The 13,123-nt window shown below is 69.1% G+C and carries 13 protein-coding genes; 8 read left to right on the top strand and 5 right to left on the bottom strand.

Translation table 11 applies throughout. The features are described 5' to 3' along the window. The first annotated feature begins 33 nt into the window (after window positions 1-33). Together BM004_RS09245 and BM004_RS09240 are read left to right on the top strand one after the other, a co-directional pair. Window positions 34-273 carry a hypothetical protein gene (locus tag BM004_RS09245; protein WP_256219838.1) on the top strand — a complete coding sequence of 80 codons (240 nt, stop codon included), beginning with the start codon at window positions 34-36 and terminating at the stop codon, window positions 271-273. Between the two features lie 14 nt (window positions 274-287). Further along, window positions 288-581 (top strand): hypothetical protein, encoded by a 294-nt coding sequence (locus BM004_RS09240; protein WP_093128160.1) that lies wholly within the window; start codon window positions 288-290, stop codon window positions 579-581. Window positions 582-623: 42 nt separating this feature from the next. On the opposite strand, the gene BM004_RS09235 is transcribed toward BM004_RS09240, so the two are convergent. Further along, on the bottom strand, window positions 624-1,736 hold the full coding sequence (locus tag BM004_RS09235) for a FecR family protein (protein ID WP_256219837.1): 1,113 nt from the start codon (window positions 1,734-1,736) through the stop codon (window positions 624-626). Continuing rightward, the gene (locus BM004_RS09230) at window positions 1,733-2,341 is read right to left on the bottom strand and encodes an RNA polymerase sigma factor (protein ID WP_093212724.1); all 609 of its coding nucleotides are present in this window, start codon (window positions 2,339-2,341) and stop codon (window positions 1,733-1,735) included. The genes BM004_RS09235 and BM004_RS09230 overlap by 4 nt, the downstream gene beginning before the upstream one ends. Window positions 2,342-2,623: 282 nt before the next feature. On the opposite strand from BM004_RS09230, the gene BM004_RS09225 reads away from it, so the two are divergent. Continuing rightward, window positions 2,624-3,394, top strand: a complete 771-nt coding sequence (locus BM004_RS09225; protein WP_093212722.1) for a siderophore-interacting protein — start codon at window positions 2,624-2,626, stop codon at window positions 3,392-3,394. 22 nt (window positions 3,395-3,416) lie between these two features. On the opposite strand, the gene BM004_RS09220 is transcribed toward BM004_RS09225, so the two are convergent. After that, on the bottom strand, window positions 3,417-4,055 hold the full coding sequence (locus BM004_RS09220; RefSeq protein WP_093212720.1) for a TetR/AcrR family transcriptional regulator C-terminal domain-containing protein: 639 nt from the start codon (window positions 4,053-4,055) through the stop codon (window positions 3,417-3,419). 164 nt (window positions 4,056-4,219) lie between these two features. On the opposite strand from BM004_RS09220, the gene BM004_RS09215 reads away from it, so the two are divergent. Beyond that, window positions 4,220-5,506 (top strand): glutamate carboxypeptidase, encoded by a 1,287-nt coding sequence (locus tag BM004_RS09215; RefSeq protein WP_256219836.1) that lies wholly within the window; start codon window positions 4,220-4,222, stop codon window positions 5,504-5,506. Between the two features lie 55 nt (window positions 5,507-5,561). Here the strand turns inward: BM004_RS09215 and BM004_RS09210 are convergent, their stop codons facing one another. Continuing rightward, window positions 5,562-6,266, bottom strand: a complete 705-nt coding sequence (locus BM004_RS09210) for a glutathione S-transferase N-terminal domain-containing protein (RefSeq protein ID WP_093128168.1) — start codon at window positions 6,264-6,266, stop codon at window positions 5,562-5,564. Between the two features lie 93 nt (window positions 6,267-6,359). Continuing rightward, a complete protein-coding gene (locus BM004_RS09205; protein WP_093128170.1) occupies window positions 6,360-7,199 on the bottom strand; it encodes a phosphate/phosphite/phosphonate ABC transporter substrate-binding protein in 840 nt (279 codons plus the stop codon). Between the two features lie 265 nt (window positions 7,200-7,464). On the opposite strand from BM004_RS09205, the gene BM004_RS09200 reads away from it, so the two are divergent. The 4 genes from BM004_RS09200 to BM004_RS09185 all read left to right on the top strand — a co-directional run bounded on the left by BM004_RS09200 (window position 7,465) and on the right by BM004_RS09185 (window position 13,122). Beyond that, window positions 7,465-8,805 (top strand): MFS transporter, encoded by a 1,341-nt coding sequence (locus tag BM004_RS09200; protein WP_093212718.1) that lies wholly within the window; start codon window positions 7,465-7,467, stop codon window positions 8,803-8,805. Between the two features lie 74 nt (window positions 8,806-8,879). Then, complete coding sequence (locus tag BM004_RS09195) at window positions 8,880-10,319, top strand: FAD-binding oxidoreductase (protein WP_093212716.1); 1,440 nt, start codon at window positions 8,880-8,882, stop codon at window positions 10,317-10,319. Between the two features lie 58 nt (window positions 10,320-10,377). Then, window positions 10,378-12,021: a tannase/feruloyl esterase family alpha/beta hydrolase gene (locus BM004_RS09190; RefSeq protein WP_256219835.1), complete on the top strand. Its 1,644-nt coding sequence runs from the start codon at window positions 10,378-10,380 to the stop codon at window positions 12,019-12,021. Between the two features lie 120 nt (window positions 12,022-12,141). Beyond that, window positions 12,142-13,122, top strand: a complete 981-nt coding sequence (locus BM004_RS09185; RefSeq protein ID WP_093212714.1) for a LysR substrate-binding domain-containing protein — start codon at window positions 12,142-12,144, stop codon at window positions 13,120-13,122. Window position 13,123 lies beyond the last annotated feature (1 nt).

Raw genomic sequence — 13,123 nt, 5'->3', positions numbered from 1 at the left:
CGAACCCACACCCACACAGCGCCTGGAGTAGCCGTGGCCCCGCAGAACCGTCCGGAGGCGCCCTCCGCCGAGGAGACCGCATGGCGTCTCTACATGGAACTCAGAGAGAACCCGTGCCGCACGGTGGCATTGAAGTTGACGCACTGGGTGCGTGAAGAGCCTGCGCATCTTCAGGCCTTCGACCGTGCCCTGCGCCTCTGGGCGCTGGCGGGCGCCGCGCTGGCCGTCAACCGCCGCAGGAATCTCCATCCGCCCACCGGGGGGCTCGAATGAGGCGCATGAGGCGCATGAGGGGCGCGACGTGCGTGCGGGCGGCGGAGGATGCCCTTGCGTCCACGGCCCCGGCGGCGGGCGGCGCATCGGGGGCCGGTGCCGTGACCGATGCCCATGTGCGCACCGCCTGGTCGCTCTTCGCCGGAATGCATGCGGCCTTGACGCCGGACAACGCCGAACGGCTCACGCAATGGCTGGGCAAGGACCCGCTGCATGTGCGTGCGCTCGACATCGCGCTCACCGAGTGGGGGCTGGTGCAGTCGGGGCACCCCGTGGGCAATGCGCGCGGCGGGTCCGGCAACGCCTGAGGCGCGCGCCCCGCGCGCCCCGGGCGCTGGCGGGCTGCTGCGTCAGCGCACCTGCAACGCCACGCTGCCGTCCGGGTGCACCACGGTCGTGAGCGGCAGGATGGTCGGCAGCGCGGCCAGCAGGCCTTCGGAGTCGCCGGTGCGAAAGCGGCCCGACAGCCGCATCGCGTCGATGCGCGCACTGTTGCTGACGATGGGCCGCGCACGGTAGCTGTTGACCGCGGCCAGGGCGTCGCCCAGCGGCGTGTTCTCGAACACCAGCCAGCCGTCGCGCCACGCGGACAAGGCCGCGGTGTCGGCCTGCTGCACGCGACCGGGCTGGCCGTCGACGATCTCGAGCTGGTCGCTCTTGTACAGGTCGATCACCCGGGTCTCCGCGCCGGCGAGCCCGCGGGGCGGTGTCACGCGCACCCGCACGTGGCCGTGCTCCACGCCCACGGTCACGGGGCCGCCGCGGTCGCGCACGGTGAAGGCCGTGCCGACCACCTCGATGGTGGCGCTGCGCGTGTGGACCTCGAACGGGCGGTCGCGGTCGGGAGAGACTTCGAAGCGCACCTCGCCATGGGCCATGTCGACGAAGCGGCGCTGGCGGTAGAGCGTGACGTCGATGGCGCTTTGCGGTGCGAGGTCGAGCTGGCTGCCCATCGCCCCGGTTGCACCGATGGCCCCGATGGCCCCGTTTCGGCCACTGCGTCCATCCGCCAGCGTCACCTTCAGCATCTGCGCGGTGCGCGTGCGGTAGGCCGAGCGAAACACCGGCTGCTGCCAGTACCACTGCACGCCGCGACCCGCCACCAGGCCGGCGCCGAGCAGACCCGCCACCGAGAACAGCATCTTGCGGCGCTGCTGCCGGTGGGTGGACGATGCGGTTGCGGCCGCCGCAGCGGCCGCGTTGGCCGCGTTGGCCATCAGCGGGCCTTCGGGCTCGTCGAAGTGCGCGCGCAGGTCGTGCGCCATGCCGCCAAGGGCGTCCCAGCGTTGCCGCGCTTCCTGCACGGCGGCCGCATGCTCGTCCGACTTGATGCGCCACTGGTTGAGGGCGGTGCGGGCCTGGCCCGCGGCATCGCCGGGCGCCATCTCGCCTTCGAGGATGAGTGCCAGCGCGCGCTCGACCAGCCGTTCGCGCGGCGCGCCCATGGCCATGCCGCCGCTCACGAGAAATCTTCGGCCAGCGCCGCGTCGAAGCCGGGACGGTTCAGCATCACCTGCGGCTCGATCAGTTCGGCGCGCAGCTCGGCGAACACGCGCGAGCAGTCGATGGTGGCGCGCAGCAGGTGCTTGGCCACGGCCATCTCGGTGATGTCGAGCCGCTGCGCGATCTCGGCGCGCGTGTGGCCGTAGGCGCGAAAGAGCAGGAACACTTCGCGGCGGCGCGGCGGGAGCTTTTCCATGGTGTCGACCACCCGCGCGAGCACGCGCTGCTGGGCCACGATGTATTCGCTGGACTGCGCCGTCTGGTGCATGCCGACCTCCGCATGCGAGCTGGCCCACTCCTGCGCGACCTTGCGGCGGCGCGCGTCGTCGATGCACAGGTTGCGCGCCACGCGAAAGAGCAGGGCGCGCGGCGATTCGATGGTGTCTTGCGCGTTTGGTGCGGCATCGCCCTGCGCGCCGCCGCGGGCCTTCAGCGCCGACTCGTAGACGCGCTCGAAGCTGGACTGCGCGATGTCGGCCGCGTAGTGCGGATCCCTCAGGTCGCGGGTCAGCTGCCGGCGCAAGTCCGCGTAGTGAGCTACCAGTTCCTGAACGAGGTCGCGCATCCGGCCGCCTTCTCGCAAGCATCGACGATGAGCCCCGGCGCCTTCGGCCCGCGTGCATGCATGCGGGCTTGAAAAAGCGGGCGAGGGACTTGAATAAGAACTATTCTTATTGGAGTGTATCACCGAATTGTGAAAGGACAACGCGCGCGAAGCGTCTTGCAAACAGTGTTGCGTTTGGCGGTTCGAATGACCAAAACTAACATCGTTAGCCTATGATGTCCGCGTTATCTAACGTCGTTAGATTTTTGTGTATTTTCGCGTCATCACCTCGGAGAGTTCTTCATGTCTTCTTCCAACATCGGTTCCGAAGCGGCCACGGGCGCCGTCCGGCCGGGGCTGGTCGAGCGCACGCTCGGCCGCCTGTTCCTGCATCCCGTGAACGTCATCGCGGCCACCAGCGTGTCGCCGCGCTTCAGGCTCATCGATCTCGAATGCGTGGCTTTCGAAAGCCATCGCTGGTCGCCGGGCCAGAAGGTGCAGATCAAGACCGGCGGCACGCTGGAGACGCGCACCTACACGCCGCTGCGCTGGGACGGCGCGCGTGGCGTGACGCGCATCATGGCGTTCGCGCACGGCGAAGGGCCGGGCAGCGAGTGGGTGCGCCGCGCGCGGCCGGGCGAGCGCTGCCAGGTCTTCGGCCCGCGCCGCTCGCTCGAACTCCGGCCGCTGCCCGCGGCGACGGTTCTGTTCGGCGACGAGACCTCGTTCGGCCTCGCGGCATCGCTGTGCGGAAGAGATGCCGAAGTGCAGGCAGTGCAGGCAGTGCAGGCAGTGCAGAGGGTGCAGGCCGTCTTCGAGGTCGGCGCAATCGCCGAATCGCGCCAGGTGCTGGACGCGCTGGGCATCCGGCCGCGGGCGCTGATGGAGCGCCGCACCGACGACTCGCACCTCGCGGAACTCCACTCGGCGATGAGCGGCGGCGCGCACTACGTGCTGACGGGCAAGGCCTCGTCGATCCGCCAGATGAGCCGCGCGCTCAAGGCACAGGGCGTCGAGTCGCGGCGCATCCAGGCCAAGGCCTACTGGGCGGCGGGAAAGCGCGGACTCGACTGAACCGACCGGGCGCCAGGGGACGCTACGCGCGTTTCGAGGCCTTGATCCTGTGGGCCAGCCCCGCGATGAACACGTCGAGGCCCAGCGCGAAGCGCTCCTCCAGGTCGGTGTCGAACAGCGCGTCGGCGCACGCGAAGACCGAGGGGAACCGTTGCTGCGACAGCGCTAGAAACTCCGCCTTGTTCTCGATGGCATCGACGCCGTCCGCGGGCCACAGCGCCTGCTCTTCCATCACGAAGCCCAGCACGTAATACATCATGCTGAACGACCCCCAGCCCGCGAGCTTGGGGCTGGCGCCGGCGCGCAGCAGCGGTGCCACCATCGCCTCGCCCATGCGCAGCGTGTTGTCCGAGGTCACGTAGGTGCCGGCATACACGCGCGCGCCGTCGCGGTGCGCCAGCAGGCCCTGGCGCAGCTCCTGCCCGACCGTGCGGATCGCTTCCTGCCACGGCACATCGCCGGCCGGCGTTCGCGCCACGCCTTCGACCAGTGCGTCGGCCATGCCGTCGATCAGCGCCTTCTTGTTGGGGAAGTGCCAGTACAGCGAAGGCGCCTGCACCTGCAGCGCCAGTGCCAGCGCGCGCATCGTGAGGCCGTCGAGGCCGTTCTCGTCGAGCAGCACCAGGGCCGTGGCAATGATCTGGTCGCGCTGGATTCGCATCGTGGGTCCGGTCCTCGTGGTTCTCTTGTTTCTTCTGCGCGGGGTAAGGCTAACGTTGTTAGTGTAGTCAGCGGCTTGACCCGTTCGCAAAGCGGGTGATAGCCTGCCCGCCGCCCTTGCAGGCCCTTCGCAAAATCTCGCATCCCAAGAACAGAACGGACTCCATGACGACTCGCACGCGCCCCATCGCCTCGACTTTCTCCCTGCCGACCCGCTCGCGCCGCTGGGCGCGCACGGCCTGCCACGGTGCGGTGCTCGCATGCGCACTGCTCGCCGGCCAGGCGATGGCGCAGAAGCCGCACCAGGGCGCGCTCGACGCGGCCACGCAAAGCAAGGACGAGGCGCTGAAGATGCTGGAGCGCATGGTCAACATCGACTCCGGCTCGGCCAGCACCGAGGGGCTGGACAAGGTCCGCGAGATGGCGGTGGAAGAGCTGCGCAAGCTCGGCGCGCGCATCGAGACCTTTCCGGCCGAGCCGCACCCGGGCACCAACGTGGTCGCCACGCTGACGGGCCAGGGCAAGAAGAAGATCCTGATCCTCGCGCACATGGACACCGTGTTCAAGGAAGGCACGGCCGCGGCCAAGCCGTTCTACATCAAGGACGGCCGCGCCTACGGCCCGGGCGTGATGGACGACAAGGGCGGCGTGGTGGCCGGCCTGTATGCGCTGAAGATCCTGCAGCAGATCGGCTTCAAGGACTATGGGCAGATCACCTTCCTGCTCGACACCAACGAGGAGGTCGGCTCGGTGGGCACCAGCGCGCTGATCGAGCGCATCGCCAAGCAGCACGACGTGGCGCTCAACCTCGAACCCGGCCGTCCGGCCGACGGCCTGGTGGTCGAGCGCAAGGGCTCGGCCACCGCGCTGCTCGAGGTGAAGGGCGTGGCCGCGCATGCGGGCGTGGCGCCCGAGGCCGGCCGCAATGCCGCGATGGAAGTGGCGCACCAGGTGCTGCAGCTGTCGAAGACGGCGGACGCCGCGAAGAAGACCACCGTCAACTTCACCGTGCTCACGGCCAACGGCCCGACCAACGTGATTCCCGCCACCGCGAGCGCCAAGGCCGACGTGCGCGTGGCCACGCCCGAGGAGTTCGACCGCGTCGAGAAGGACATGGTGCGCATCGCGCAGAACAAGCTCATTCCCGAGACCGAGGTGCGCGTGCGCCTGAGCCGCGGCCTGCCGCCGATGCCGCGCCTGCCTGCGTCCGAGAAGCTGGTGAAGATGGCCGAGGGCATCTACGCGGAGATCGGCAAGAAGCTCACCATCGAGAGCAGCGGCGGCGCGGCCGACGCGAGCCTGGTGGCGGGCGTCGGCATTCCGGTGCTCGACGGTTTCGGCATCGTGGGCGGCGGCATCCACACGCCGGAAGAGTATGCGGAGGTCGAGAGCGTGGTGCCGCGGCTCTACCTGCTCTCGCGCATGCTGATGGACCTGTCGGCCAACAACTGATCCGCTGATCCAGCTGGCCTGTGCTGGTGGGGGATGCCCGGCACAGGCGCGGGGTTCAGCCCCGCTTCGGAATGTTCAGGCCCCGGGCCACCGCGGGCCGCGCCACGAAGGCCTCGAGCACGCGCGCCACGTTCTTGAAGTCCTTGAAGCCCACCAGGTCGCCCGCTTCGTAGAAGCCGACCAGGTTGCGGATCCACGGGAAGGTGGCGATGTCGGCAATGCTGTAGTCATTGCCCAGGATCCACTTGCGCCCGGCCAGGTGCTTGTCGAGCACGCCGAGCAGGCGCTTCGACTCGGCCACGTAGCGGTCGCGCGGGCGCTTGTCCTCGTAGTCCTTGCCGGCGAACTTGTTGAAGAAGCCGAGCTGGCCGAACATCGGGCCGATGCCGCCCATCTGGAACATGACCCACTGCAGGGCCTCGTAGCGCCCGGCGGTGTCCTTCGGCATGAACTTGCCGGTCTTGGAGGCCAGGTACACGAGGATGGCGCCCGACTCGAACAGCGGCAGCGGCTTGCCGTCGGGGCCGTCGGGGTCGAGGATGGCGGGGATCTTGTTGTTCGGGTTGAGCGACAGGAACTCCGGCGACATCTGGTCCTGCGTCTCGAAGCTCACGAGGTGCACCTCGTAGGGCAGGCCGGTTTCCTCCAGCATGATCGACACCTTCACGCCGTTGGGCGTGGGCAGCGAATACAGCTGCAGCCGCTCGGGGTGCTGCGCGGGCCATTTCTTGGTGATGGGGAAGTTCGAGAGATCGGTCATGGGCTTGTTTCCTGGGGAAGGTGCTGCAAGCGCCGGATTCTGCCCGCGATCGCGCAACGGGGTGCGCGTGCGGAATTGCCCTCGGATGACCGCTCAGATGCCCAGCCAGCGCATGAGCGAAGACTCGATGTCGGCCGACGGCGCGACGAAGCCGACATAGGTCGAGGTTGCCAGCGCGCGCTTGCCGGCGTCGGTCTGCGCCAGGCTCAGCAGCGCATCGCGCGCCGTGTTCACGGTGGCCGCGTCGAGCTTGCGCGACGCGAGCCACTGCTTGACAGGCACCGCGCGCGATTCGGCGCACACCTTGCCGCCGCCGTCCTTCCAGGTCTTGACCACGCTCGCGGCGGCCGTGGCGCCGTAGGCCGCGAAGCCGTTCTGCACGTAGAAGGGCACGGCCTCCTGGAAGCGCGTGTTGGTGACCTTGACGGCGCCCGCGTCCTGCAGGCCCTGCTCGCGCAGCATCGCGCGCGTGATCACCGCGGTGATCGAGTCGGCGTCGGGCATCACCAGCTGCTTGCCGGCCACGCTCTTCCAGTCGGAGATGGGTTGCTGCTCCTTGCACAGGAACGACACCTTGTAGTCGGTGTAGCCGGTGGTCCATGCAAAGGCGCGGTACTGGCCGCCCTTGATGGCGCCCAGCGCCACGTGCGAGGGGTGGACGAAGGCGAAGTCGACCTGTTGCTGCTGCAGCGCGCTGCGCGCGCCGTTGTAGGTGTTCAGCACCTTGATGGTCACCGGCTGCTTGAGCGCCTTGGCCAGCAGCTCGGCGATGGGTTCGAAACGCGCGGTGATCTGCGCGTCGGGCACGTCGTAGCTCACGCCTTCGCTGACGCCGATCACCAGGGCATGCGCCGACGCACAACCCGCCATGAGCAACCCCGCCACACCGCGGGTGGTGGCACGAAGCGAAGGATGAAGGGTGCGGCGTGTCATGGAGAACTTTCCTCTTGCAGTCGATGTTGTTGTAACGAAATTCTTACATTCATCATATGCAGGAGGAACGGGCCCGGACGCAGGGTTAGCACCGATGAAACAACACTTCCGCGCGCCGGAATGCGGCGGTGGCGCGCATCTCGATCGGAGATACGCCGATCTTCAATCCATATGAATCTTGCGTAGAAACCCGCTGCGGTGCGCCGGGGTGCGGACGCGACCATCGGCTGCAACCGAACGCAGAACGAAAGAAAGCGACGCACCCATGAGCATCACCACGACCACCGCCGCGGGCACGCAGCCGTACAAGGGCGGGATCGACAGCACCTCCAGCGCAGTCTCCGACGCTGTCTACCGCAAGGTCGGCTGGCGGCTGATCCCGCTGCTGTTTCTCTGCTACATCGTGGCCTACCTCGACCGCGTGAACGTCGGCTTCGCCAAGCTGCAGATGCAGGGCGACCTGCAGTTCAGCGAGGCGGTCTACGGGTTGGGCGCGGGCATCTTCTTCATCGGCTACTTTCTCTTCGAGGTGCCGAGCAACGTGGTGCTGCACCGCGTGGGCGCGCGCCGCTGGATCGCGCGGATCATGATCACCTGGGGCGTGCTGTCGGCGGCCACCATGTTCGTGAGCTCGCCGATGTCGTTCTACGTGATCCGTTTCCTGCTGGGCGCGGCCGAGGCGGGCTTCTTCCCCGGCATCATCCTGTACCTCACCTACTGGTACCCGGCCGCGCGCCGCGGCAAGGCCACCTCGCTGTTCCTCGCGGCGATCCCGTTCGCGGGCATCCTGGGCGGGCCGATCTCGGGCTGGATCCTCCAGGGCATGGGCGGCGTCAACGGCTGGGCCGGCTGGCAGTGGCTGTTCCTGCTGCAGGGCCTGCCGACCGTGGCGCTGGGCCTGGTGGTGTGGCGCTACCTCGACGACCGCGTGAAGGACGCGCAGTGGCTCGGCACGGCCGAGCGCGAGCTCATCGCACGCGACATCGCCGCCGACGGCGCGGGCAAGGCCGAGCCGCGCATCCTCAGCGTGATGAGCAACGCCCGCGTGTGGCTGCTGGCGCTGGTGTACTTCGCCTACACCTCGGGGCTGTACGGCATCTCGTTCTGGCTGCCCAGCATCATCAAGGCGATCGGCGTGAAGGGCGCGCTCGACATCGGCCTGCTCAGTGCCATACCGTGGAGCTTCGGCGTGGTCGCGATGTACCTCATGGCCCGCAGCGCAGACCGCCGGCTCGAGTACCGCTGGCACAGCGCGCTGGCGGCCGTCGCCGGCGCGCTCGGGCTGGTGCTGAGCGTGGCCTTCCACGGCAACGCGACGCTGGCCATGGCCGGCCTCACGCTGGCCACCATGGGCATCATGTCGACGCTGCCGATCTTCTGGGGCATGCCGACGGCCTTCCTCGGCGGCGCGGCGGCCGCCGCGGGCATTGCGCTCATCAACTCCTTCGGCAACCTCTCGGGCTTCAGCGCGCCGTTCCTCATCGGCCTGATCAAGGACGCGACGCAAAGCACCGACGCCGGCCTGCACATGCTCGCCGGGCTGCTGGTGGTCGGCGCCGTGCTGGTGCTGTTCGTCAAGCCCGAGCGGGCTGCGCCGAAGCCCTGATGCGCTAGCCGGATCGTTCCCCGCGCCGCGGCGTTCGCCCGCGGTGCCTTTCCCCCGCTTTTTGAAAGAACCCCATGGATGCGGTTGTGAGTACCCCTGCGCGTTCGAACGCGCCCGCCGTGGACCGGCGTTCCCCATCGCCCGAGCTGGTCGCGCTGCTGCGGCGCAGGTTCGCCGAGCGTTTTTCCACCAGCCAGGCCGTGCTGCTGCAGCACGGCACCGACGAGTCGGCCTACCTGCCGCAGCCGCCCGACGCGGTGGTGTTCGTGCACAGCACCGACGAGGCCGCGTTCGTGGTGCGGGCCTGTGCCCGCGAGCGCGTGCCGGTCATCGGCTTCGGCGTGGGCTCGTCGGTCGAAGGGCACCTGCTGGCCGTCGAAGGCGGCGTCTGCATCGACTTCTCGCAGATGAACAAGGTGCTGGCCATTCGCCCCGGCGACCTCACGGCCACGGTGGAGGCCGGCGTGACGCGCGGGCAGCTGAATGCGGCGCTGCTGGAAACCGGCTTCTTCTTCTCGGTCGATCCGGGCGCCGATGCGTCCATCGGCGGCATGGTGGCCACGGCCGCGTCGGGTACCAACACCGTGCGCTACGGCACCATGCGCGACAACCTCGTGAGCCTCACCGTGGTCACGGCCAACGGCGACGTGGCGCGCACCGCCTCGCAGGCGCGCAAGAGCTCGGCGGGCTACAACCTCACGCAGCTGTACTGCGGCTCCGAAGGCACCCTGGGCCTCATCACCGAGGCCACCGTGCGCCTGCATCCGCACCCCGAGGCCTATGCGGCGGCGGTGGTGCACTTCCCCACGGTGCGCGCGGCGGTCGACTGCGTGATCGAGTCGATCCAGATGGGCGTGCCGCTCGCGCGTGCCGAGATGCTCGACGCGCTGACCATCCGCGCCGTGAACGCGCACAGCCGCACCACGCTGAGCGAGAACCCGACGCTGTTCCTGGAGTTCGGCGCGAGCAAGGCGCAGATCGACGAGCAGGCCGACATCGTGCGCGAGATCGCGGGCAACCACGGCGGCGGTGCCTTCCAGTGGGCCAACCGGCCCGAGGAGCGCTCGCGCCTGTGGACGCCGCGCCATCACGCCTACTTCGCGTGCCTGCAGCTGAAGGCGGGCAGCCGCAGCCTGACCACCGACGCCTGCGTGCCCTTGTCGGCACTGGCGCAATGCATCGACGAGACGCAGGCCGACATCGCGGCGCACGGCCTGCTGTCGCCGCTGTTCGGCCATGTCGGCGACGGCAACTTCCATTGCCTGGTGCTCGTGGACCCCGGCAGCGCGGCCGAGAACGAAGCCGCCGAGGCCTTCAGCCACCGCCTGGTGCAGCGCGCGCTGCGCCACGGCGGCACCTCGACCGGCGAGCACGGCGTGGGCCTGCACAAGATGAAGTACCTGGTCGAGGAGCACGGCGAGCCCACGGTGGCGCTGATGCGCGCCGTGAAGCAGGCACTGGACCCGCACAACATCTTCAACCCCGGAAAGGTCGTCGGCCCGGCCGGCGCCTGAGCGCACTCCGCATTCGACATTCGACATGACAACAACAACACCGACAGGAGACAAGAACATGAAGAACTCCCCCGTGCGCTGCATGGCGCGCCGCGTGCTGGTTGCAGCGGCCGTTGCCACGATGGCCGCCGGATGCGGTGGCGGGAGTGGCGGCGGTGTGCTTCCTCTACTGCCCTCCGCGCCGCCGCCCGCGAGCCCTCCGGCCGACGCACCGCCGGCGATGTCGCTCGCCGATAAATGTCCCACGCTCAAGGGCCGGGCCTTCGGCGCGGGCACGGTCACCGTCGACGACGCCAAGGTGGTGGCCGCCGTGGCGGCGCAGCCCGCGTACTGCGTGGTCACCGCGAGCTTCAAGGGCTCGGGCCTGCGCTTCGAGGCGCGCCTGCCCATCTCGGGCTGGAACGGCAAGCTCGCCTTCATCGGCGGCGGAGGCTTCGACGGGCAGTTGCCCAAGGCGAGCGATCCGCAGTTCAGCCCGTCGATCTTCAGCGAGCGCTACGCCACCATCGGCACCAACGGCGGCTACGACCACGGCGGGCCCGCCGACGCGGGCTATTTCGCGGCGGCCTTCGCGGCCGACCCGGCCAAGCTGCTCGACTTCACGCAGCAATCGGAACACCGCGCGTTGCCGCCGGGCAAGGAGGTGATCTCGGCCTTCTTCGGCAACGCACCCGCGCGCAGCTATTTCGAAGGCTGCTCGATGGGCGGGCACGACGCGCTGATGCAGGCGCAGCGCTTCCCCGGCGACTTCGACGGCATCGTGGCGCGCGCACCGGCGGGCAACATCATGGGCCTGTTCATGCAGTTCAACCGCATCGCCAAGCGGGTGCGCACGCCGGCTAACACGCTCGACCCGGCCAAGCAGACCCTGCTGGCCGACGCGGTGCTCGCGCAGTGCGACGCGCTCGACGGCGTGGCCGACGGCATCGTCTCCAGGCCCGCGGCCTGCAACTACGACCCCACGCCGCTGCGTTGCGCGGGTGGCGGCGACACGGGCGACAGCTGCCTGTCGGACGCGCAGATCGGCACGGTGAACACCATCACCTCGGCGGTGGCCACGTCGGACAACGCGTGGTCGCATCCGGGCTACAACTTCGGGCTCGAGAACACCGCCGAAGGCTGGGGCTCGTACATCTGGCCGCAGGCGGCGCTGGTCGGCAACTCGGTCCAGGGCATGTTCTCCGACGGCTTCGTGCGCTCGTTCATCACGCAAGACCCCGGCTTCGACACGCTCACCTGGAACCCCGACCAGTGGCTCGCGCGCATGGGCGTCATCGGCGCTCTGTTCAGCGCGGCCGACCCGGACCTGAGCGGGCTGCACGCGCGCGGCGCCAAGCTGATCATGTGGAACGGCACCAACGACACCTCGGTGACCGCGCGCGACACGTCGCGCTACTACGACCAGGTCGTGAGCACCCTGGGCCGGCAGAAGGCCGACGACACGGTGGAGCTGTTCCTGGCGCCCGGCGTGGGCCATTGCTATGGCGGTCCGGGTGCGGACAAGGTCGACCTGCTGAAGGCGATGTCGACGTGGGTGGAGCAGGGCGTGCCGGCCTCGGCGCAGAAGCTGGTGCAGCGCAAGGTCGATGCCGCGAGCGGTGCCGTCGCGCTGTCCAGGCCGATGTGCAAGTACCCCGCCTATCCGCGCTACAAGGGCACGGGCGACGTGAACGACGCGGCCAGTTTCGACTGCGTGAACTGACGCTCTTCAGACGTCTTGCGGGGCGTTGTCCGACCCGCGGCCCGCGAGGGCGCGGCCTAGAATTGCCGGCCGCCGCCACACCCCTTTTCTCTCTGCGGGCGCGCGGCCGGAGACCTGCCGATGGAACTGCGCCAGTTCAAGTATTTCGTTGCCATCGTGGATTGCGGCAGCCTGTCGCGCGCGGCGCAGCAACTCTTCATTGCACAGTCGGCCTTGAGCAAGCAGATGACCGAGCTCGAGGCCGAGCTCGGCGCCCAGCTGCTGCTGCGCAGCCGCACCGGCGTGGCCATGACCGAGGCCGGCAAGGTGTTCTACGAATACGCGCAGGGCATCACCAAGCAGGTGAGCGACGCCAAGGCCGCGGTGCTGGTGGCGGCCGATTCGGTGGTGGGCTCGGTGGTGGCGGCGCTGCCGCAGAGCGTGTCGCCCATGATCGCGCTGCCGCTGATGCGCGCGGCGGCGCGGCGCTACCCCGACGTGGTGCTGCACCTGAACGAGGAGCTCACCGGCAACATGGCCGACCAGCTGTTGCGCGGCCGTGTCGACGTGGCGGTGTTCTCGCCCACCATGCCGGCCGAAGACATCGTGTTCACGCCGCTGGTGGAAGAAGACTTCGTGTTCCTCGAGTCGCCGCAGAGCCCGCATGCGCTGCCGCCCGGCGACGTGAGCATCGCGCAGGCTACCGCGCGGCCGCTGGTGTGGCCCGCCAACGCGCACGGCCACTGCACGCGCTGGCTGGTCGACGCCGTGCTCGAAGGCGCGGGGCATTCCGCGGCGCAGGTGGCGGCGGAAATCAACTCGGTCTATACGCTCAAGGCGGCGGTGGAAGCGGGGCTCGGCCCGACCATCATGCCGCTGGGCCTCGCGCAGCGCGAAGTGCAGGAAGGCCGCCTGGCCGCGCACCGCATCGACTCGCCGTCGATGTTCCGCACGCTGGGGCTGTGCGTGTCGGTGCACCTGCCGACCACCAACGCGAAGCGCGCGGTGTGCGCGCTGATCGGCGAGGTGATCCGCGATCTGTGCGAGAGCGGGCAGTGGGAGGGCGCGCGTGCCGTCGCACCCGTGCAGAAGGCCAGGCAACCCAAGGGGCCGAGGGCTTAGC

Source organism: Variovorax sp. OK212 (genome assembly GCF_900112425.1).
Classification (GTDB): domain Bacteria; phylum Pseudomonadota; class Gammaproteobacteria; order Burkholderiales; family Burkholderiaceae_C; genus Variovorax.
This window is presented reverse-complemented; position numbering and strand designations above follow the sequence as displayed.